Source organism: Sphingobacterium sp. ML3W, from assembly GCF_029542085.1.
In the GTDB taxonomy this organism is placed as follows: Bacteria; Bacteroidota; Bacteroidia; order Sphingobacteriales; family Sphingobacteriaceae; genus Sphingobacterium.
This window is the reverse complement of the sequence record NZ_CP107036.1, coordinates 1,620,907-1,641,820: the sequence shown is the minus strand read 5'-3', so window position 1 is coordinate 1,641,820 and position 20,914 is coordinate 1,620,907. Positions and strand designations below refer to the sequence as shown.

22 protein-coding genes are annotated in these 20,914 nt (G+C 35.2%); 17 read left to right on the top strand and 5 right to left on the bottom strand.

Features of this window, described 5'->3' with window-relative positions:
• The first annotated feature begins 90 nt into the window (after positions 1 to 90).
• From OGI71_RS07025 to OGI71_RS06990, 8 genes are all read left to right on the top strand, one after another.
• Positions 91 to 996, top strand: coding sequence for an AraC family transcriptional regulator (locus tag OGI71_RS07025; protein WP_282254681.1), 906 nt, complete (start codon positions 91 to 93; stop codon positions 994 to 996).
• 122 nt (positions 997 to 1,118) lie between these two features.
• Positions 1,119 to 1,850, top strand: coding sequence for an SDR family oxidoreductase (locus tag OGI71_RS07020; protein WP_282254680.1), 732 nt, complete (start codon positions 1,119 to 1,121; stop codon positions 1,848 to 1,850).
• A gap of 556 nt (positions 1,851 to 2,406) precedes the next feature.
• On the top strand, positions 2,407 to 2,532 hold the full coding sequence (locus tag OGI71_RS07015) for an efflux RND transporter permease subunit (RefSeq protein ID WP_282254679.1): 126 nt from the start codon (positions 2,407 to 2,409) through the stop codon (positions 2,530 to 2,532).
• A gap of 849 nt (positions 2,533 to 3,381) precedes the next feature.
• Positions 3,382 to 4,275, top strand: a complete 894-nt coding sequence (locus OGI71_RS07010; protein ID WP_282254678.1) for an AraC family transcriptional regulator — start codon at positions 3,382 to 3,384, stop codon at positions 4,273 to 4,275.
• A gap of 79 nt (positions 4,276 to 4,354) precedes the next feature.
• Positions 4,355 to 5,017, top strand: coding sequence for a hypothetical protein (locus OGI71_RS07005; protein WP_282254677.1), 663 nt, complete (start codon positions 4,355 to 4,357; stop codon positions 5,015 to 5,017).
• A gap of 42 nt (positions 5,018 to 5,059) precedes the next feature.
• Complete coding sequence (locus OGI71_RS07000; protein WP_282254675.1) at positions 5,060 to 5,563, top strand: DoxX family protein; 504 nt, start codon at positions 5,060 to 5,062, stop codon at positions 5,561 to 5,563.
• A gap of 200 nt (positions 5,564 to 5,763) precedes the next feature.
• A complete protein-coding gene (locus OGI71_RS06995; protein ID WP_282254674.1) occupies positions 5,764 to 6,621 on the top strand; it encodes an AraC family transcriptional regulator in 858 nt (285 codons plus the stop codon).
• Between the two features lie 114 nt (positions 6,622 to 6,735).
• On the top strand, positions 6,736 to 7,653 hold the full coding sequence (locus tag OGI71_RS06990; protein WP_282254673.1) for an alpha/beta hydrolase: 918 nt from the start codon (positions 6,736 to 6,738) through the stop codon (positions 7,651 to 7,653).
• A gap of 723 nt (positions 7,654 to 8,376) precedes the next feature.
• On the opposite strand, the gene OGI71_RS06985 is transcribed toward OGI71_RS06990, so the two are convergent.
• Positions 8,377 to 8,598 (bottom strand): hypothetical protein, encoded by a 222-nt coding sequence (locus OGI71_RS06985; protein ID WP_282254672.1) that lies wholly within the window; start codon positions 8,596 to 8,598, stop codon positions 8,377 to 8,379.
• A gap of 54 nt (positions 8,599 to 8,652) precedes the next feature.
• A complete protein-coding gene (locus OGI71_RS06980; protein WP_282254671.1) occupies positions 8,653 to 8,997 on the bottom strand; it encodes a TfoX/Sxy family protein in 345 nt (114 codons plus the stop codon).
• A gap of 265 nt (positions 8,998 to 9,262) precedes the next feature.
• Here OGI71_RS06980 and OGI71_RS06975 point away from each other — a divergent pair, with 265 nt between their 5' ends.
• Positions 9,263 to 10,735 (top strand): WG repeat-containing protein, encoded by a 1,473-nt coding sequence (locus tag OGI71_RS06975; RefSeq protein WP_282254670.1) that lies wholly within the window; start codon positions 9,263 to 9,265, stop codon positions 10,733 to 10,735.
• Between the two features lie 163 nt (positions 10,736 to 10,898).
• The gene (locus OGI71_RS06970; RefSeq protein ID WP_282254669.1) at positions 10,899 to 11,309 is read left to right on the top strand and encodes a hypothetical protein; all 411 of its coding nucleotides are present in this window, start codon (positions 10,899 to 10,901) and stop codon (positions 11,307 to 11,309) included.
• Between the two features lie 123 nt (positions 11,310 to 11,432).
• Here OGI71_RS06970 and OGI71_RS06965 read toward each other — a convergent pair whose 3' ends face one another.
• On the bottom strand, positions 11,433 to 12,383 hold the full coding sequence (locus OGI71_RS06965) for a hypothetical protein (protein ID WP_282254668.1): 951 nt from the start codon (positions 12,381 to 12,383) through the stop codon (positions 11,433 to 11,435).
• A 260-nt stretch (positions 12,384 to 12,643) separates the two neighbouring features.
• Here OGI71_RS06965 and OGI71_RS06960 point away from each other — a divergent pair, with 260 nt between their 5' ends.
• The 3 genes from OGI71_RS06960 to OGI71_RS06950 all read left to right on the top strand — a co-directional run bounded on the left by OGI71_RS06960 (position 12,644) and on the right by OGI71_RS06950 (position 16,019).
• A complete protein-coding gene (locus tag OGI71_RS06960; protein WP_282254667.1) occupies positions 12,644 to 13,381 on the top strand; it encodes an SDR family NAD(P)-dependent oxidoreductase in 738 nt (245 codons plus the stop codon).
• Positions 13,382 to 13,408: 27 nt separating this feature from the next.
• Positions 13,409 to 14,323 (top strand): helix-turn-helix transcriptional regulator, encoded by a 915-nt coding sequence (locus OGI71_RS06955; protein ID WP_282254666.1) that lies wholly within the window; start codon positions 13,409 to 13,411, stop codon positions 14,321 to 14,323.
• Positions 14,324 to 15,308: 985 nt separating this feature from the next.
• Positions 15,309 to 16,019 (top strand): hypothetical protein, encoded by a 711-nt coding sequence (locus OGI71_RS06950; protein ID WP_282254665.1) that lies wholly within the window; start codon positions 15,309 to 15,311, stop codon positions 16,017 to 16,019.
• A 52-nt stretch (positions 16,020 to 16,071) separates the two neighbouring features.
• Here OGI71_RS06950 and OGI71_RS06945 read toward each other — a convergent pair whose 3' ends face one another.
• On the bottom strand, positions 16,072 to 16,581 hold the full coding sequence (locus OGI71_RS06945) for a dihydrofolate reductase (protein WP_282254664.1): 510 nt from the start codon (positions 16,579 to 16,581) through the stop codon (positions 16,072 to 16,074).
• Between the two features lie 89 nt (positions 16,582 to 16,670).
• On the opposite strand from OGI71_RS06945, the gene OGI71_RS06940 reads away from it, so the two are divergent.
• Both OGI71_RS06940 and OGI71_RS06935 read left to right on the top strand, forming a co-directional pair.
• The gene (locus OGI71_RS06940) at positions 16,671 to 17,018 is read left to right on the top strand and encodes a helix-turn-helix domain-containing protein (protein ID WP_282254663.1); all 348 of its coding nucleotides are present in this window, start codon (positions 16,671 to 16,673) and stop codon (positions 17,016 to 17,018) included.
• A gap of 827 nt (positions 17,019 to 17,845) precedes the next feature.
• On the top strand, positions 17,846 to 18,484 hold the full coding sequence (locus OGI71_RS06935; RefSeq protein WP_282254662.1) for a pentapeptide repeat-containing protein: 639 nt from the start codon (positions 17,846 to 17,848) through the stop codon (positions 18,482 to 18,484).
• A gap of 135 nt (positions 18,485 to 18,619) precedes the next feature.
• Here the strand turns inward: OGI71_RS06935 and OGI71_RS06930 are convergent, their stop codons facing one another.
• Positions 18,620 to 19,444: an alpha/beta hydrolase-fold protein gene (locus OGI71_RS06930; protein WP_282254661.1), complete on the bottom strand. Its 825-nt coding sequence runs from the start codon at positions 19,442 to 19,444 to the stop codon at positions 18,620 to 18,622.
• A 95-nt stretch (positions 19,445 to 19,539) separates the two neighbouring features.
• Here OGI71_RS06930 and OGI71_RS06925 point away from each other — a divergent pair, with 95 nt between their 5' ends.
• Both OGI71_RS06925 and OGI71_RS06920 read left to right on the top strand, forming a co-directional pair.
• The gene (locus OGI71_RS06925; protein WP_282254660.1) at positions 19,540 to 19,911 is read left to right on the top strand and encodes a helix-turn-helix domain-containing protein; all 372 of its coding nucleotides are present in this window, start codon (positions 19,540 to 19,542) and stop codon (positions 19,909 to 19,911) included.
• A 394-nt stretch (positions 19,912 to 20,305) separates the two neighbouring features.
• Complete coding sequence (locus OGI71_RS06920; protein WP_282254659.1) at positions 20,306 to 20,884, top strand: sigma-70 family RNA polymerase sigma factor; 579 nt, start codon at positions 20,306 to 20,308, stop codon at positions 20,882 to 20,884.
• Positions 20,885 to 20,914 lie beyond the last annotated feature (30 nt).

Sequence of the window (20,914 nt, the reverse complement as noted above, 5' to 3'; positions counted from 1 at the left end):
CGCCCAATTTATCCCCTGACAAATAGTTTTTTCTTTATCTCGAACGAGAAGATTTACAAAGTCATGGACAAATTTTAACTATTTTTGTATATGAAAATTTCTGATGGAATATTGTCCGAAACATTTCAAGACAATGTTGTAAAAACAGATAGAAAAGCAAGTGACGCAGATGCCTTTAATATAGTTGACCTTAGTACAGCAAATACCATTTTGTTTCCTTTTGAGTATAGTCGTAAAATATTTTACACTGCTACTTTACTTCAGGGTAATTATAATCTTGAATTTGAGGACCGGAACATTGAGATCTCTGGGAACTCTTTACTTTTCACGACTACCAAAATACCTTTTGGGATACACGCTATGGATGATGATTATAAAGGATTTAGCTGCATATTTAAAGAAGAATTCATCACCAAAGCGAACAGTGGATATCGTTTGCTCGAATTTCCAATCTATAAACCTGGAAGGCAGAATATCTATTCCCTCACTGATGCGCAGACAAAAAACATTATCACTATTTACACTAAAATAGATAACGAATCAAAAGCTGACAGCGACTTTAAAGTCAATCTTTTACGCAACTATCTGCTGGAAATCATTTTCAATGCTCAAAAGCTCGAAGCGGCCAACTTATTTGTAAAAACAAATAATACGGCTGAGGTTATCGCTTGCTCCTTTATCAGATTGTTAGAATCACAATTTCCGATAGAATCACCACAAGACATTATAAAATTAAAAACCTCAAAGGATTTTGCGGATGGATTGGCTCTGCATCCGAATTACCTCAATAGACAGGTGAAATTATCCAAGGGTAGGACCGTAAGTGATATTATCGCAGCACGACTTGTACAAGAAGCAAAAATTCTATTAAAGTTAACCAATTGGCAAATTGCAGAAATTTCATCCGCACTCGGTTTCGAAGAACCATCTCATTTCAATCTGTTTTTTAAAAAACATGCGAACACTTCTCCTACGGGATACCGGAAATTGAAATAAGGAATAGTTGTGTGCTTTAAACCAGTCTAGTAAGTTTGATTTTAGTAAGGATTGGTTTTAATTACGCTAGCTCCGATTATACCTTTCGTTCTACCTTTACATAGTAATTTAAAAGATTTTATATGACAAAGATAGCATTAGTAACAGGAGCCAATAAAGGGATTGGTTTTGAAACAGCCAAACAGCTAGCACAACAGAACATCAAGGTTTTATTAGGGGCAAGGAATGAAAATGACGGTAAAAGGGCAGAAGAGAAACTTCGAGGTCATTCGCTAGATGTGACCTATATGAAACTAGATATCAGTCATTCGGCTGATATAGAAAATGTTAGGAATCTTATTGAAAATGATTATGGAACATTAGATATTCTGGTCAACAATGCCGCTGTATTTTTGGACAGCTCGTGGTTTGGAAACAACATTGAAACTGTTCCGATGCAGATCCTTCGGGATACTTTTGACATCAATTATTTTGGTACAGTGGAGCTGACTCAGGCATTATTACCGTTGATTAAAAAAAGCAAGGCTGGGCGTATCGTCAACATCAGCAGTGTTTCTGGGTCTTTCGCTGCCCATTTGGATGAATCCCATTGGCTTTTTGATCTAAAGCCTTACGCATATAGTGCTTCAAAAACAGCTCTTAACCAGTTTACAGTTTTTTTAGCCGATGCACTTCGTGAGACAAATATAAAAGTTAACGCAGCGAATCCGGGATGGGTACAGACTTCCATCGGTTCAGAGCAGGCTCCACTTACGCCTCAAGAAGGTGCTAGAACAGGTGTTTCATTAGCTCTGCTAGATGACGATGGACCTACAGGCACATTTTCCCAAGACGGTGAACTTTTACCCTGGTAATTTTTATTATATAAAGAAATGGAGATTTGTCATAGCGATTTAAGCCCTATTAATAAAAAATGACTACTATTTAGTAGTCATTTTTTATTAATTATGTTAGAAATTACAAAGCAACTGTTGACTTACTAACTTGTACATTACCGGAGTTACAGTCCTAGAAAGAATGTATCTTTCCGAAGATAACTCCTTGACAGATATAACTTGGATCAGCAATTTTTTACTAGACATCCATCAAAGCCACAATAAAGGGGAGAAACACACAAATTCCATAACTCTTTGCCTATGATAGGTTTCAATGGTTTTAAAGTGTCCATTATTTTGTAAGAACTCTTTTGTTTCAAGGATTTCAATGGTTTTTCTTAGCGTTTCGTCGACCGATTAAAGCTTCCACCGGGGTACTATTATAAATTGTCGGGTGAGGTCGAGTCGGAAGGCGATGTCCTGGGAGGCAACTTCTTTTCGGTCATATTATTAAGTGGCTTCCTTTTTATAGGCGTGCTCCTTTTACAGTTTAAGAATTTCAAGGGGATTATTATCCATTATTCCGTTAGGTATATTGGGTGGTGCAATAGCGCTGCTTTTAACCGGCAATCCCATGTCTTTGGTTTCTATCATCGGTTTTATCGGCCCGTCAGGAATACAGGTTAAGAATTCGCTCCTCCTCGTGGATTTTACAAACTAGCTTAGGGTTGAGGGCCACTCCTTGGATTAAGCTATTCATATAGCGGGCGAGACACGGTTTTTACCTGTTGTCTTACATCTATTACCGCTATCTGTGGATTGATACCTATTGCATTAATCCCAATCCGCTTATTGCCCCCTTGGCGATTGTACTTATTGGCGGGCTTATAAGTTCAACAATCCTATCAAGGATTGTAACACCAGTAATGTACAGGCTCATCCCACCACAGATCGAAGAAAAAATAACGAAAAGTAATGAATACACTTTTCAATGGCAATATAGGAAGCCAGTCCCTTATATAGTTCCTATGGGGCCAAATGTAAAGGCTAATATAGACAGCTAAAAATGTTTAACAAAAAACCGATTTTCCCCTATAGGAAATTACCGACCTAAAAAATATGAATACAAAAAAAACTGATTTTAATACAATTAAGGGCATAATTTAAAAGAATTTTGTATCATATTAAAAATAAATTATGATCAACAAAAAGTATGGTTTATTAAAAGTGCCGAAAAATTTGGATGGATAGATCTGGTATTGATAAAATAAACTATTTGACTAAACTTATTTTGGATTAATGTGAAAAATAATGATAGAAGAAGGTATCCTATTGAAATCAGGGATAAAGTAATATATGCAATTGTCAATGGTGACTTGTGGCTTGAGGAAGCAAATGCTTAAATTTAAAATTCCAGATAGATGATTGGTAGTGAGTTGTTTAATGGTGTGTGTGCGAAATAAATTGAAGTAAATTCAACCAATGCGCTATCTTATATCATTATTTGTTGTACCATTGTGAGGAGAGTATTTATAGTTATGAAATCACAAAATTAGTCCGTTGACCGAAAATGAATCGCATACCTGAATATCAGCCAGATAATTTCAAGGCAATTATCAATGTGGAGCGTCCAAATACAAGGAAGATTTTTAATGATTTTTTTATCGAACCGCTTTCTGTGTTAGATGAAAAAACAATTATGCCATCCTTACCACATCGCAAGACAGTAAATGATTTTGTTTTCATCAGTAAAGGTAAATTAGATAAAATGGTATGCTCGGATATTTCTACACTTACATCCGGTACCTGCATGATTTTGCCTGCGTATAAAATCAGAACCCTCCTATATAGCTCGAAGGATATAGAAGGTTATTATTGTCACTTTTCGGATGATTTTATTACTGAAGGAAGTGGGTTGAAAAGAGTACAGGAAATTTATCATTTGTCGGAATTATTGAATACCCATTCATTCGAATTAGACGATGGACATTCTAAGAGAATCGAAATACTTTTAAAACATTCAATGAATTTATATGGATCGGATGACAATCAATATTTGTTAAAATTGTATCTAAATACCTTCATAGGGGAGCTTGTCCATTTTATAAAAACATTACCTATTCCTATCTTTTCACCAAGAGAAACCATTACACAGCGGTTCCGAAAGCTAATTACGTCACATATTCAAGATACCCACGTCATACAAGTGTATGCGGAGCTATTGCATGTGTCTCCCAATCACCTAAATAAATGCGTAAAAATTACAACCGGTAAAACGGCTTCTGAACTAATAAATGAAGCACTGTTAATGGAAGCAAAGGCATTATTATCACTGCCCCAATATGCAATCTCTGAAGTAGCCTACTCACTGGGATTTGAAGATATTTCATATTTTTCCCGTTTTTTTAGAAAGCATGCACATTATACTCCTTCGGAATATCGTAATATGATTGGTTTGTCCTGATTAATGATTTATCTGTTCTAATATTTCATAGTTCACATACTGAACTTTGTATTGTCAATATTTAAGAACAGATAAAATCATGAAAAGTCCACTTTTAATCGTATGTGTATTACTTCTTTCAAATTACCTCAAGGCCCAAGAACATCCCGTTCCGGAATTTAAAAATCCACCAGTTGTTGTTGAGGTTTTGGTAGGGAATAATGGCTATGCATCCCAAATGACCGTTAATAAGGCGTTTCGGTCATTCCCAAAATTGGGTATATTCAGTGTAACCAATTTTTCTTCGCGCTGGAACGAAACTAATTCCAAAGATATGATGAATCAAATCCATCTCACATATCATTTTGCGAAGGGCTTCAGTGTGTTGGCAGGCACCCATTACACACCCAGTTCGGGAGTACGCCCCAATACCGCACTAATGTACTCATATTCTTCTAAGCAGTTTTTAGTTACATTGATGCCAAGGATTGATTTAGCTAATAATAGCAATTGGGAAGGTTTTGCCTTAGTTGAATACAAGCCACAACTAAATGAGTTTTGGAATCTATACACCCGGGCTCAGGGACTATATTGTGCCACCATCAACAGTGGAGATCATGCTCGGAGCTATCTCATGCTACGGGTGGGGATTAGCTCTAAAGAATTTCGATTTGGCTTAGGAGCCAACTGGGATGCATATGGTCCTACAAGAAATACTAAAGCAAATTATGGTGTCTTTGTAGCAGCAAATGTCTTTAATTAGTTATCCTTCTCTCTATTGCAATCAAATTAATTGAAAAAGTCAATGAAAATAATCACTCCAATAAAAAACAGCAATAATAAATATATCGTTAAAATTATGAACAATTTATTTTTTAGAACACAGAATACATTAACAGGATTTATTTTAAGATTGACCTTAGGTATTATTTTTTTTCCGCACGGCATGCAAAAAACAGTAGGGTGGTTTGGCGGAGCAGGCTTCAGCCAGATGATGAAAATTTTTACAGAACAGATGCATCTTCCGACAATTGTAGCATTCTTGGTCATTATGACTGAATGTGTTGGTGCTATATGTTTAATCTTTGGTTTTGCGACTAGGTTTTGGGCTATAGCTTATATCGGTCTGATGCTGGGAATTATGTTTACGACCCATTTACAATATGGATTTTTTATGAATTGGATGGGAACACAGCAGGGGGAAGGTTGTCAGTTTGATTTAATGGCTATCGGAATTGCTTTAGCTTTGGTAGTTGAAGGCGGGGGCAAATATGCGATTGACGGATATATTATTCGGGTAAAAAGATAGGCTATTTTGCTCTCGAGGCCATGCTAATGCCGGTTATAGCCACAAAATTGTACTGATAGTTGCATATCCATTTTGGATGTTGAAAAATGGGGTACTTATAGTAAGGCTGAACGATCTACTGTTTTTCTAAGTGTTTTGTCTCGACAGAAATAGAAAAAAGTTATTTATATATTTAGTACCGAAATCAGAGTACAACCAGAATGAAACAATTCCCAAAAGAAAAAATTCTAGAGAATAATAAACTACTGTTTGCAAGATGGAAAACCAATACAGTGTCTACTAAACAATATATTCTGATGCAAGAAAACGCGTTCGTTTTCGTTATTAAAGGGAAAAAAATAATTTTCCGAGATAAGGAGATATTGGAAGTGAACAACAGACAACTTTTGATAGTAAAGAAAGGGATTCATAATATGACCGAGTATCTTGCTGAGGATGGTGTTTTTGAAGCGATTGTTATTTACTTTAACGATACATTTATAAAAAAAATGAAACTATTTGATGATGTAAGTATAGATACCAATCAACCTAACATCAAAGCATTAAATCAGCAGATACTCGTTCTCAATAAAAATAAAACCATTGAGAGCTTTGTTGTTCAATATGTAGTTTATATTCAAGAAAATGAAAACAACCAAACCATTCTTACTTTAAAAGTGAATGAGCTTATTTATCTCCTTTTAAGTACATATCCATATACTAGACAATTTTTCAGTACTATTATTTATGAAAGAAACGATTTGGAAGACATGGTAGAAAAATTGTACAAAGAGAATTATACGATTGATCAACTTGCAAAGTTTTCAAATCGAAGCCTATCCACATTTAAAAGGGATTTTAACAGGATATTTCAAAGCTCTCCTGCGAAATGGATTGTCTCCCGTAAGCTTTCAGATGCCTGTGTTCTATTATTAAATACAAATAAGAGTATATCTGAAATTGCATTTGAAAGCGGATTCGAGTCGTTATCCCTATTTGATAAATCTTTTAGGAGACATTTCAAAATTACGCCATCATTCTTTCGAGAACAACCTGTGAACCAAAACGACAAAACTTAGAGCCTTTAGAACAACCCCTTCTTCTTTCTTCCAGCTAATTTTGATGTAAAATAATTCAAAAGCAGTGAAGTAAACAATTCTATTCTCTGAGAACTAGCAACAATGTTTCTCCAGATGGAACAAAAAGTCAAGATTATGTACACTTATCAGACAGAAAAAGTAAATTATAAAAGTGAAGGAGTAAAAATTTCAGCGTTACAGTATACTCCCTTAAGAGAAGGAAAATGCCCTGTTATTATTATGGCTCATGGCTTTGGTCTTACTAAAGAAGCTTATATAGACAAATTCGCTGAGAAATTTGCCGAAAATGGCTTTATTGTTATCCTTTTTGATTACCGAAATTTGGGAGAAAGTGGGGGATTACCACGACAAGAAGTCAATCCTTATATGCAAATAGAAGATTATAAAAACAGCATTACTTATGCCTATACCTTAAATAAAGTTGATAATGAAAAAATAGGGATTTGGGGAACGAGTTTCTCTGGTGGGCACGTTATTGTGACGGCCGCAACAGATAGAAGAGTTAAATGTGTCGTATCACAAGTTCCTACTGTCAGTGGTTTTAAATCTGGATTAAGAAGAATGCCTGCCGAGAATTTGGCTATCTATTGGGAGATCGTTGAGAAAGATAGACTTGACCGCTTTAATGGAAAGGAGCCATTAATGAGAGCACTCGTAGGTGATACGGAACAAAACCCCCTCTATCCAATGCTCGAGGCAAAAGAATATTATATGGGAGCGTTTAAATTTTCAAAGACATTTCGTAACGAGGTAACTCTTCGAGCCACAGAGTATAGCCGTATGTATGAGCCTGATATCTATGTGTCGCGTATTAGTCCTACACCGATTATGTATATTGTAGCGCTGAATGATAATGTTACACCGACCGACCTTTGTTTAAAGGCATACGAAAAAACTTTAGAGCCAAAAGCATTGGAAATAATTCCGGGCGGACATTTTTCTCCATACATTGAACATTTCCAAATTGCATGTAAGGCAGCTGTTGATTGGTTTTTGAAATATTTAAATTAAAATATGGTTTTAGACTAATTGAGATTGAAAAGGTTTTTTAACAAAAAGCAGTGTTATCTATATTGTTATATTAACGCCTTTAATAGATTTCGAATTGACGAAATCGTCCTATTTCTTTTTTCTGCAGGATAAAGAAAAAAAAATAATTTGGAATTCTTTTTCAAATTATTAGACTATGCTTTTAAGATACCCTAGAAATATTTTAAACACCCAGCTGATACGTTAGTTAAGTGTTGTTTAGGTAGGTTTTAAGCGAAGAGATTTTAAAAATTTAAAAGAGAATATGAATTATTTAGTAATAGAAAATAATAATGAGGAGGAGTTGACCTATGACATTATAAGTTTTTTCTGGGACAATAGCATTAAAATTTCGATACAGAAGGAGTATACAAATAATGATAATAGCATTTGTGCGGATTGCATTATTTTTTTGGATAACAAAAGCTTTTCCAGGGAGAATATAGTCAAGACAAAATTGTTTATACACTTTTGTAATGATGGTGTTTACTCCAATGCAATTCCTTTTCCGCACAGGATATATAAATATAATTGCTTGAATCGGAATGCTATTTCTGCTTTTTTTTCATGGTGCAAAAGCTTGAATCTTTTTGAAAAATAAGTGGTAAATCCTTAAAAACGCAATTATTATTGCTAGTTATAGTTCTGTTCTTAAAGTGTGATTTGTTAGCGCCTGAAGGTTGTTATCTCCCTCAAAGTACACTTTTATTTACCCAACTCGCGCATCCAGTTATTAAAATCCTCATCGGAAGGTATCTCAAATTTTTTACGCAATCTATTTTTACGGATCTGTACGGCGCAAATGGTCTCGTAGGTATATTCTGCAATATTTTTTGTTGAGAAGTTCAGGAAAGCCATCGCGCAGAACTCTAATTCGGTGGTTCTAATCTTCGTATCCAAATTTTTCAGGGATTGTAATTGGGACATTGATGAATGCCAGCGATGTTATCTTATCTGAATTATATTACCTCAGGTTCATTTTCATTTCTTCTTCGAAGCTTTTGCAGCTGGGTTATAATCAAGACAGATTTTTATCCAATATTCAAAATCATCATGGTATTGAAAACCGATAGGTTCTACATAACAATAGCCTTTTAGTTGCTTTCCTTTCATTATCATTGGTAAGAAACCTTGTTTTTCCGAAACCTCATCTTCCAGTTCAGCGTTATAGCGGCACATCAGATTGTCATGGCTGATATTGATACACATTTTCCCATTCACAAGAAAAGATAGCCCGCTAAACATTTTCTTTTCCTCAATTTCGATATTTTCTTCGATTGCAAGTCTTTCACGGACGCGGTTGACAAGTTCATTGTTATAAGCCATCACTTCAGTTTTTCTGTTATTTAAAATTACTTAAAAACTAGCATTGTCACACGGCTTTTTCTTAACATAATTTGAAGAATTATAATAAGATCAGTTTGTCGTTCACAGACCATTTTCCAGCCTTATAAAAATATGGGTAAATAAAAATATGTCAAATGTGGGGTTCATATTTGGCGAGAAATAAGAGGTGAAAACTGTTAGTTAGACTGCGGTTGGATGGGACGGATAAATTAAGTAGATTTAATTTCTATAAACAACTTCTTATATGAAATTTCCATTGTTGTTATTGCTATTGATCGGATTTTATTCAGTCACATTTGCACAAAAAGAAAAAAAGCACTTGGCCTTGGTTCGCCTAGATGGAAAATGTGGATTTATTGATGCTTTTGGTCGTGAGGTAATTCCTCCTGTTTATGACGATGCCGGTTCTTGGGGCAATAACCTTGTGCCCGTAAATATAGGTAAGTATGTACCTGATGCCGATCCAGTGGTGTTGGTTGCGCCATCGAACGTAAATCCAAAAGATTCTGTCAAGCATAATGAGCAATACAAAACCGTTGATATAAAAAAAGAAGGAAAGGGCAAATGGGGCTATTGCGATACATCTGGGGCATTGGCTATTCCTGTTCAGTTTACGAATACCACTTTTTTTAGTGAAGGAATTGCAGGCGTTGAGATAAATGGAAAATGGGGCTTTATCAATACGAGCGGGAAAATAGTGGTACAGCCCGTGTACGATAAGATAGGACATTTTTCACAAGGACTGGCAGTAGTAGCTAAAAATGATTTGTATGGCTATATCAATTTAAAAGGCGAAGAAGTAATTAAACTTCAATACGTAAATGCAAAAGCCTTTGAAAATGGATTTGCGCAGGTGTGGGAGAAATATACTTCCAAAAAGTATAATAAAAATAGTATTGGCAGGATTATCAACCTGAAGGGAGAAATAGTTACAGATGCCAAATATGATATAGATGATACTTTTTCGAATGGCTTGTTCAGCTTTTGGCTGCCAGAAGGAGAGTTGCTCCTAGGGCTAATGAACACCAAGGGACAAATGATCACGCCGCCAATTTATAAAGAGATTTCACGCTTTAACAACGGCTTAGCCAGGGTTATGATTTATAAGGAAGATAAGGATTTCAAGGAGTTTTATCCCAACTATGGCTATATCAATACAAAAGGAAAAGAGGTGGTGGAGGTAGGGCTGGCCAAAGCGACCGAATTTTATGAGGGTATGGCGGTAGTAGCCAGGTTTGACAATAAAGACGATGGAGAACTGGACCACGCTTTAATTAATACCAAGGGAGAATTAGTACTGGGTTACAATTGGAAACAGCTCGTACTTTTAGACAGTAAGCATCTTATGGCTATTAGCATTAAAAATCCAAATGAAACCCTACTTATTACTCCCCAAGGAAAAAAGATTTTATCCTTTGAAAAAGAGGATAAGGGGCTTGCCGACTTGGGAAATGGTTTGTTTGCCCTGATGAATGCTGAAGGCGAACCATTGGGACTTGTCGGTTTAAACAAACAATTACCTTTTAATGCTAGCCAGAACAAAGGCCGAAAATACATGTCGTACCAATTTGGTTTAATCCAGTTTCGTCCTCTCAGTAATAGTAATGAAAACGTATCTCATTTCAAAATAGGGCTTATCAATCTAAAAGGAAACATTGTGGTTAAGCCTAAATACGACGAAATATCAAGTTTTGAGCCAACAGACAATTCATTGTAAGGTTAATAGCTTTGAACTTTCAGCGAATATTATTTGCATCAAATTAACTAATGCCTTAATTAGTCGGCATAAAATGAATTTTCAAAAAAGTGTTGATTTTAAAAGAGTTAAATGTAAAAATTTAAGAACATATCAAACTAGTAGTAATTAAATGGATAAGAGTATGATAAATATTAAGTTATATCTTTTTATTATGGGTTATGTGCTTTTTTTCGCTCACAGCATTTGCAACGCTCAGAATAAGAAAAACCACAAGATAGATGTTCAAAGTATCGAAGGCAATTGGTTCGATAAAAAAAATAAAAGGCATCTATCGATCCATCATGAACGGGGACAGGATCATTTTACCATCAACGACTGGCAGGACAATGGTCAGGGCAAGGAACCAATGATTGACGCCTATAAAGCCTGGCCGAGAGGGAATAAATTGATCATGTTGCAAAGTAATACAGATCTGCGAGCCCCCTATGCGGAGATCCTGCCTTCCGGGAAGTTTATTCTGTACCGTACAAAAAAGATGAATGATGCAAAGGGCCCTTTTATAGATAGCGTTTGGTTTTCTAGGTATAAATAGCTCAAACTTGATAGAGGCTTTTAGATTTAGGGTAAATATCCAATGACACAGTTTGAGTTACACTCCCTAAGAGATAGACCGGAAATTATTGCTGCCATGAGTTGCATATCAAAATACGAAGATCTAAAATTCTTTTTTGTATTTTGTTATTGCATAACCGTCAAATCTTATTAGTTCTAACTCTTCTTTTCCTTTTGGCACATTGTAATAAAAATTATAAAATTGAATAACCTTACCTCTAGGTGAATTCTTGGTTGTAAATTTCGAAGTTATCGCAGGTTGTTTGATAATTTCCAAATTCTTTTTAACAAGAGTTGCCATTTTCCCGTTTCCATAAATTTTGACTTCACAACTATCTTTTGGTAACAATGAGAAAGTATTTGATAAAAGCGCTTTTCTTTCGTCTAACATCCATTCTTTTTTCATTCCTCGTAATTGTGCTACTTCAAATTCAGCATTTTGGATAATTTCCAAAACATTTCTACTGTTTTTATTGTTTAAATCTTCCGTAAGTTTGGCAAGAGCATTATAAAGTTTATCAAATAGTTCTGTTGAATTCTTCAATTGAACCGAATTATTTAAGGAAGGTAGTTCGACAGGAATTTTAGCATTAAAATTTATTATTTTCAGAAAGTAGCCATTCTGAATGTTTTCTTGCGTAATATCTTCATCAGATAACTCAAAATTTACTAGAATATTTTCTTCAGGAAAATCGGACTCGTTCGAAATAATTGATATTCCTTTAGCTGACCGGATCAAGAGTATTTTTAAAATTGGTTTCCCTTGCTTTTTGTAATTTGCCAAGTCGATTAGAATTTTTAATTCTTGTTCTCCACTTTTGTTAATCCCAATGTCAATGAAATTTGGAATTGTATTTCCAAAGAATTCAAGACCTCTAAAAACCGGATAATCATTTATTGATATTTCTGTCGGATAATAAAAAGTTTGTTGAATACCATAGTTACTTTTCTCCGCATTGTATTTTAGTTTATCCAAAAGTTCTGTCTTATTTTCCTGGCCTTTACAAGAAATAAAAGTCAATAAAACTATTATAAATAAATAATATTTTTTCACAAGTCAATTTTTTAGATAACGTTTTGAGTATTGCCGAAGGTGGAGATTTCGAAACCGAACCTTTCAACTAAAATACAAATTTCTGACGGAGTACAAAATGCGGATTATAAACAGCCCCAATAGACAGTTTCGTCTCATATATCTTAACCGAATTTGGAATTTAAAATGATAGAAACTGTTTTGGCTTAGCAATTTCTCATTTTGGCTACCTTCCACGAAAACAGTTTTCAGAACTTTGTTTCATCATTAAATTTAAAGAAATGAAGAAAGTATTTATTACAGGAGCGAACAAAAGTATTGGTTACGAGACTGCTCGCCAATTGATACAGCAAGGGTGTTATGTTTATTTGGGAACCCGTAATTTGAAGAACGGACAGCAATCCGTTGAAAAGTTGAAATCAGAGGGGCTGCGTAATGTTGAACCTATCCAGATCGACATCACGGACCAGGCATCGGTAGACGCGGCGCGAAAAGAAATTGGCGGAAAAACAGAAATATTAGATGTTCTTATTAATAATGCAGGAATAAGTGGCGGGATGCCACAGAAACCGGCGTCTGTAGATCTTAACGTTTTGTACGAAGTCTTTAATGTCAACCTCTATGGAGCTGTAAGAACTACAAAGGCATTTATCGATCTGTTGAAAAATTCTTCGCAACCACGTATTGTCAATGTAACCTCCGGTATGGCATCCATGACGCTTTGTGGCAACCCTGATTTTCAATACCGCGATTATGTGGGCGGTATTTATGGACCATCAAAAGCAGCACTCAATATGTACACTATTGCACTTGCACTTGAATTGCGCGACACAGCGTTTAAGGTGAATGCTATTGACCCGGGCTTTACAGCAACAGACTTTAACAACCACCGTGGTTCGGGTAGTGTTGAGGTAGCAGGTAAACGTATTTTAAAATACGCTATGATCGGGACGGATGGACCGACAGGGAAATTTATATCCGAAGAGATCAACCCCGAAACCGGTATTGTTGCTTTTTAGACATAAAAAAACTGTTAAATTTACGACATGGAAAAGGAAGAAGGCCTACCTCGCAAATTCAAATCTTTGTCAGACTTTCATCGGACGTTGGGGCAGGTGATGCCCTTTCATCCGATGGTGAGCCTCATCGATATCGGTGTTAATCATATTGATCCGGATGAATCCTTTAGCTCGTTTATGACAGATTTCTATCAGATCATATATAAGCCGGATATGCAAGGGAAGGCAAGATATGGGCAAAATTACTATGACTTTGCCGAAGGAGGATTGATATTTTCAGCTCCGCATCAGATATTCGAAGCCCCACCACGTAGTACTAAATCAGGTTACGTTTTATCGATTCATCCGGATTTTTTATTATCCTATCCGCTGGCAAAGAAAATAAAACAACATGGATTCTTTTCCTATGCCACTAATGAGGCACTTCATCTATCTGAATATGAAAAGCAAACGATCATGTCAATCTTTAAAATAATTGATGATGAATTAAAGAGTAGGATGGATGAGTTGAGTCATGAGGTAATTATTTCCCAGCTTGATTTGTTGCTGAATTACTGCAACCGTTTCTACAAAAGGCAGTTTATCACGAGAAAAGTAGTAAATAATGACCTTTTAGTTAGAATGGAGGACTTTTTGGATAATCATTTCAATAGTATGGAACTATTGGGCAGGGCACTGCCAACCGTACACGATCTTGCTGAACATCTGAATACATCCCCAAGTTATTTGAGCGATATGCTTCGCTCATTGACCGGGCAAAATGCGCAACAGCACATACATAATAAACTGATTGATAAAGCTAAGGAAAAGCTGTCGACGACTGAAAATTCAATTAGTGAAATCGCATACCAGTTAGGTTTCGAACATCCACAATCATTCAGTAAATTATTTAAAGCAAAAATGAATGTTTCACCTTCAGCATTCAGGCAGTCTTTTAACTGATAATTTTTGGTGGATAACTATTTTTGAACTTTCTCCACATATTGGTCCGTGCAAAGATTTATTACATATTTCAGATGTTTATGGTTCTGCCACTAGATTCGGATACAGATTATGGCGAGTTTCTTATAATGGACAATATATACTTGCTATCACTAAAGACAATGATATTTAATCCTTTGTAAAAAAGAGAGCTGATTAATTTAAGAGGGTAGGCGTCGTCCTGGAAAAACTTTACAGTGTCATAAGCATTGACAATAAGCAATTAAGTCCTATCGTCCAGCATAGTGAGATTGTAGTAGATATTGAGAACGTAAGTTTACCTGAAAATATTATTCCCTTTCTAAAAGAGATATTGGATGATTTGTTGCAAATGAATTGGAAGTAGATGCTATGGGGTAGCATATTTTTTAAAAAGATCACTGATAACCGTGATTTTTTAGTTCCATTTTTCTTTTTAATATTGACCATCCGACAAGCGGAATTTAAGAGCATGAAAATCTCCGATCAACAAATAGTGTTTATAAATACTCATTTCAATGAAGGCGTTCCGGAAAATGAGGTGGACGAGTCAAAATTCAGGGAATTAAATTTATACTTTCCGAAATTAAGTCCTTGACAGATATAACTTGAATCAGCAATTTTCACGATTTGGTTGATCTGGAGCTTAGCCTTTGTCCGCATGTAGAAAATATTGTCACAAGAGTTTCAGAAGTGACCACACTGAGATACCTTTATATCTTTCGAAGTGGCGAGATCCAGTCCTTGCAAAACTTGGCAAAGCTTACAGAGTTAGAAGAATTGACCATCGAAGATAAAGTTAAATTACTGAACAAAGACATTTCGTAACTGGATAAAAAGACAAATCTGGGATATAGCATCGAAATTGGAAGTTTTGCAACAACAAGCGACTAGGGTTAGTTCGGAGCCATGGATGATCGAAAATTTTCAGCTCTATTTTGGACCCATAGTAATAACTTTATAACAAATGAACCACAAATATCTACTAACATTACTTTTTCTCACAGCAAGCCAATTAGCTAATGCACAGTTTGCAAAAATCATTGACAAAGACGGCTATGTAAATGTGAGGAAACAAGCCACAGTTAATAGCGCAATTGTTTCTAAAATCGCTGCTGATGAAATTGTCTATGCCTTTCCCGATCAAAAACTCGGCGATTGGGTAAGTCTTGATTACACCAACAGTCAAAACAAAAGTGTTACCGGATATGTACACAATACAAGAATTAAATTTATTGAATCTTATAAGCATATCCCAAATATATCTTTTGATGAAAGCAAGGCAACATTTAGATCAAATGATGTCACTGTGGAAATGAGGTCCGACAAGTTCGATTACGAAAAAAATAAAAGTTACTTTTTATCGACTAAATATGAAGGCTATACCATTGTAGACAAGTTTAAAGGGCAGAAGCTATGGGGAATAGATGGCGGGATCCCGTCAAGCCACTACATATCCATAAAAGCAAAAATAAAGGGTAGGACTGTCCTAGTTCCCGAAAAGGAAATTGAGAACCTCTTTAATATCAACAATGAATTTGCAGCATGTTACTATGATGATTTAAATGATATTTTATATATCACTTCTGTTAATAGTGATGGAGCCGGTGGATATGCAGCTTTATTTACGATTGAAAAAGGTAAATATAAAGCACGAGTCGTGACAATGCCTTTTTAGGTGATGAAAAACGCATTCAACTATTTTTGAAAGACATTTTTGGTCCATTGTTTCAGTCTTCTTTAGTTAGATGCAATTGAAGAAAACCGTTTTTAAGTTTCTGACCTTCGTACTTGAACTTTGAACTTAACTCCTCATTGTTTGCTAAAATTGCTCCAGCTCCAGTGATTATGGGGCTGACGTTAAAATAAATATCTGTAACTAAATCTTTGTCTAAAAAGGCGTTGAAAGTACCTGCTCCGCCTCCAACGGCTATTTCCCGTACTCCTTTTGCAGACATATATGCAATGGCCTCTTCAGGACTTGCTACAATCTTGTAGCCATCAGCCGTATAAGATTTATCGGCCAATATGATGATTTCTATTCCATTAAAATGTTCTTTTACTTGATCTGGAAAATTTAGAAAATTTTCAAATGTTTTCAATCCTATCACTACATTTCCAACCTGTCTTACAGATTGTACGTAAAATTCCATTGCTTCCGGTGGCAGCTTATGATACGGGGTATCGGATATCAAAATTCTTCCATTAGCCGAAATGTTTGCGATTACTGTTACTTTCATAATGACTTTTTTTAAATTTCTGTTCAACAAAACTATTGGATATTCAATATATATTTACTATTCATTACCTTTAGGAAAGTAACTATCTTATGAGCAATAAAAAACGTGATATTGATAAAGAAACTATATTGGCATTAAAAGATGGCATTGAATTGCTCAGTGGTAAATGGAAATTTTGTATCCTGCACAATTTACAAAAACACGGCACAATGCGGTTTAAAGATCTGCAAGAGATGGCTCAGGGAATATCCCCGAAAGTACTATCCAAAGAACTTCAGGAATTAGAAGATAATTTGCTGATTAGTAGAACGGTTAATAACACCAGACCTGTGACCGTCTCTTATGCGCTTACCACATATGCCATAGAAACGGAGGAAGTTGTCAATGCTTTAATTAAATTTGGCCTAATGCATAGAGATAAAATTAAAGCAAAATGAGGTTTCTATTTTAAACAGCTGCAGGAGCTAGGTTACATTGATCCAGTGATGACAACTCCTCACTGTTAGATGCTTACATTTAGAGAATTCTTATAGTTGGTTTCATAGAAAAATGGAAGACGGATTACGTTGGGATTAAGTCTTGAAGTCTGAGAAGGATAATTCCCAGATATTTACGGTTTTGTGATTTTACAATTTCAGTTAAGAGCGCCATTAATTTCGTTGATAAAAAATTTGATAGATACTGTTATACGGGTATCGGCTATTAGAAAAGAATCGGAGGTGAGAATGTATGCCAATTACAGGTGGAATTTTTGACAATCATTAAACCTATCATATTATATAATAAAGAAGATTTTCGCTGTTTTGGGTGGAACACTTCTTCTCGTTTCTTTACTCTAACTTTTCCCTTATTACGCTACCTCTTATGACTAAAACTGCATTCTACACTATCGTTTCAACCACAAAAAACTGGCAGATCTCAACGAATAATAAAACGCATCCAACGAATTGTAATTCCAGCAAAGATCTCGGCATTTTATTTTTAAATTTAATCAAACAGGATATTACAAATACGAATTTCAATACGGCATAAAACAATCAAATGGAAAATTTGCACTTGTTACCGAAGGAAATTATAAAAATGAGAACCATCAATTAGGAGAAAAGGTAAAAATAAAAACGTATAAATGCATCAGATTTTGAGGCCCAATCTCCAAATTTGTATATGTTAATACCTTTACTTTTAGTGTTTGATTTTTTTTAAGAGTGTATTTTGTTTTCAGATAACTTCTTAATATTAACAATAGCTGTAATTTATAGGCCATATGAATAAGGACTATGTAAATCAGACTTTAGCGCTAAAAACTAAATTTTCAAACAAAAACTTTGTGAATTGGGATTTCACAAACACAAACTTCAATAGTGCCATATTTGAAAATACCAATTTTGATGGCTGTTTGTTTAAAGCCTCAATTTTAGCAGGTTCGCGCATTTTTTATGATTCCAATTTCAAAAATTGCATTTTCAAAAAGATTAATTTATCTGAGACTACCTTTGGTAGCCACAAAGGAGTTTATACAGATTGTATTTTTGAAGACTGTGAGTACAAATATAGAGCCTTTAATTTTACACAGTTTGTCAACTGTAAATTTATAAAAACGAAATTTACAACTGTCAATTTCAATGGCAGTCAATTTCGTAGTTGCATTTTTGATGGTAAATTCAAGGATGTTACCTTTAATGGGCTCTATGATACTAATCGTGATTCAAAAGCATGTTTGCAACATTGCGATTTCTCTAGTTCTATTTTTGGAGATTTCGTAAGTTTCGACAATTGTGATCTATCAACCTGTACAGCACCAAAAGACACAACATTTGATAAAATTTTATATCAGGTGGATGCGTCAAATCCCAAACTATTGAGCACTGGAAGTCCTGATCGTTTGACAATTACTGATATCTAATCAATTTGGTACCATTTCAAAAGCCGGTATGGCAATAGAGATAAGGAGCTTATTCGATCTCCATCCCAGCCAAAAGTATAAGTACATTGGAAGGAACAAAACAATAAGTTGAAAATGCTAAGTGCGTCAAAGAATTTACTTCATATGTTGTTTAAAGTAAATAAAATGATAGGCAATAGAACTGTTCCAATAAGCCGTATTATGATCACCGGGCCGACTGATGAATGTCGCAGGAATACCAATACTATCCACCAGCTGCTTTAATTCCATGCTGGCAGGGTATAAAATATCCTCGCTGCCACAATCAAAGATAAAGTTCCGTTTAAAGTTGGGCCTTTTACTGATGATCTCCAATATGCTGTAGTCATTCCAGTTTATATAATTGTTTTCTGCCCCACCCAGTAGTTTTTTTGTGTCATCTACCAATCTGTTATTTTTCCAAAAATGTTGACTGACCTTTTGAAAAATGTTAAAATCTATTTTTAGTGCACCACTGCTGCAACCAGCGGTATTAAAATAGTCGTCATGCAGTACAAAAAGTCTTAATGCGCCATACCCACCCATGCTCAATCCACTGATAAAGATATTGTCTCTGTCAACATTATAAGCCTGATGTATTGTGGGGCTGAGTTCCTTGAAGAAAAAGTCATCATATTGCATTTCATTTCCCAATGGACTATTAAGGTAAAAAGATGTATAACCATCTGGAGTGACAACAATAAAACCATATTGATCAGCCATCTGCTGAAGATCGACAGTATGGTTCCATTGCTTGTAATTTTCGCTATAGCCATGCAATAAATAAACTATGGGATACTTCGTATTCTTATTATAAGTTTTCGGCTTAAAAACGAGGACAGTATCCTGTTTCTGAAGATATTTTGATTGAATGACAAACTGTTCCTGAGCACTAAGGCCCCACGAGTATAGAAGTGTGATAACTGTAATAAGATATTTCATGTTGTTTGGATTTCTTAACTTTGTACTACAAATATCAACTGATATTTTACTGCAGTCAATGACTAACAAAATTGTTAGGTTTTAATTCAACAGTTATGCGTAAAAGTAATTCGACCAACGCCATTAATGAGAAGTTCCTTTTTCAGGTCTGTGAGCTAAATTCTGCGATCGCTATGATCAGTGGACGGTGGAAATCCCAGATTGTTTATTCAATTAGTCAGGGGAACAATAGGTTCCATTTGCTACAGAAGGAACTACCCAATATTTCTGAGCAGGTTTTAGCTAGGCAGCTAAAAGAATTAGAAACACATGCTATTTTGCTAAAAGCAGATATTCAAGGTACTGTACCACCGGGGGTGGCCTATATTTTAACCAGCAAAGGTTTGGATCTTATACCCATATTGGAAAGTTTATGTGGTTGGGGTAAGGCATATGCAGAGGGAAAGGAAATAGCTACATTGTTATAAAATATAGAGTCAGTATAAATGGTCAGGTCTGGATGCGGCATAATTTTAAAGCAGATTACAATCGTGATCCTGATCAGAATCCAAGTGTTGGAGATCTAATCGGTAACTATTATCAGTTTGGTCGGTCGGCTGTAGCACCTAATTTGGTGGGGAGAATATCAAAGTTAACGAATTTAGCTTATTGCAAACAGCAACTTGGGAGTAGATTTTTTTATTTTGGTAAAAAAACAACGCAAACGTTTGCGTATTATTTAAATTTGAAAATGATAATATTTATAGATATTTTGTTCCTACAAATATAACACTTGTTTGATTTTGAGAGTGGGACATCTGTTTATATGTACTTAATTAACAATGGATTGATATCGATTAATAAATTAAAAGGCGATTAGGTGTGAGCAATACAGTTGGGGAGCAAAAATTATGGACGGAATTCAAAGGAGGAAGCTATGACGCATTTTCCGAAATCTACCATTTATTTGCGACCGATATCATAACCTACGGATTTAAAATCCATCATGATGAGGATCTTATACGTGACGTGATGCACGATTTGTTTGTTGAACTTTGGATTACACGGGAGCGTTTGGCTAATGTGGGATCCGTTAAGTTCTACCTCTTTAAGTCTTTTCGTTACAAGTTATTAGCTACATTAAAGAAGAATGAAAATCGAATCATTAAATATGAATTTAATGAAGAATTAGTTGATCAGGACATACTGGAACTTATCAATGATAAAGAGAATAAACTGAATAAATTAGAAGATACTCTTCATCAATTGGCCCCGAGACAACGGGAGGTCATTTATCTCTATTTTTATCTCTCTTACTCTATAACAGAAATATCTACTTTATTGAATGTAAATTACCAGTCGGTTTCAAATCTACTGCAACGCGCACTCATACGTCTACGTAGTCTACTCCATATTTTACTAAGTCTGTCAGGCTTTTTCGTATCCCGTTTGCACATATAAAGCAAGCGATCCCGACAATCTATATACTTC

Coding starts and splice junctions, on each gene's coding strand:
- OGI71_RS07025 (WP_282254681.1), top strand. CDS start 91: ATGAAAATTTCTGATGGAATATTGTCCGAAACATTTCAAGACAATGTT.
- OGI71_RS07020 (WP_282254680.1), top strand. CDS start 1,119: ATGACAAAGATAGCATTAGTAACAGGAGCCAATAAAGGGATTGGTTTT.
- OGI71_RS07010 (WP_282254678.1), top strand. CDS start 3,382: ATGAATCGCATACCTGAATATCAGCCAGATAATTTCAAGGCAATTATC.
- OGI71_RS07005 (WP_282254677.1), top strand. CDS start 4,355: ATGAAAAGTCCACTTTTAATCGTATGTGTATTACTTCTTTCAAATTAC.
- OGI71_RS07000 (WP_282254675.1), top strand. CDS start 5,060: ATGAAAATAATCACTCCAATAAAAAACAGCAATAATAAATATATCGTT.
- OGI71_RS06995 (WP_282254674.1), top strand. CDS start 5,764: ATGAAACAATTCCCAAAAGAAAAAATTCTAGAGAATAATAAACTACTG.
- OGI71_RS06990 (WP_282254673.1), top strand. CDS start 6,736: ATGGAACAAAAAGTCAAGATTATGTACACTTATCAGACAGAAAAAGTA.
- OGI71_RS06985 (WP_282254672.1), bottom strand. CDS start 8,598: ATGTCCCAATTACAATCCCTGAAAAATTTGGATACGAAGATTAGAACC.
- OGI71_RS06980 (WP_282254671.1), bottom strand. CDS start 8,997: ATGGCTTATAACAATGAACTTGTCAACCGCGTCCGTGAAAGACTTGCA.
- OGI71_RS06975 (WP_282254670.1), top strand. CDS start 9,263: ATGAAATTTCCATTGTTGTTATTGCTATTGATCGGATTTTATTCAGTC.
- OGI71_RS06970 (WP_282254669.1), top strand. CDS start 10,899: ATGATAAATATTAAGTTATATCTTTTTATTATGGGTTATGTGCTTTTT.
- OGI71_RS06960 (WP_282254667.1), top strand. CDS start 12,644: ATGAAGAAAGTATTTATTACAGGAGCGAACAAAAGTATTGGTTACGAG.
- OGI71_RS06955 (WP_282254666.1), top strand. CDS start 13,409: ATGGAAAAGGAAGAAGGCCTACCTCGCAAATTCAAATCTTTGTCAGAC.
- OGI71_RS06950 (WP_282254665.1), top strand. CDS start 15,309: ATGAACCACAAATATCTACTAACATTACTTTTTCTCACAGCAAGCCAA.
- OGI71_RS06945 (WP_282254664.1), bottom strand. CDS start 16,581: ATGAAAGTAACAGTAATCGCAAACATTTCGGCTAATGGAAGAATTTTG.
- OGI71_RS06940 (WP_282254663.1), top strand. CDS start 16,671: ATGAGCAATAAAAAACGTGATATTGATAAAGAAACTATATTGGCATTA.
- OGI71_RS06935 (WP_282254662.1), top strand. CDS start 17,846: ATGAATAAGGACTATGTAAATCAGACTTTAGCGCTAAAAACTAAATTT.
- OGI71_RS06930 (WP_282254661.1), bottom strand. CDS start 19,444: ATGAAATATCTTATTACAGTTATCACACTTCTATACTCGTGGGGCCTT.
- OGI71_RS06925 (WP_282254660.1), top strand. CDS start 19,540: ATGCGTAAAAGTAATTCGACCAACGCCATTAATGAGAAGTTCCTTTTT.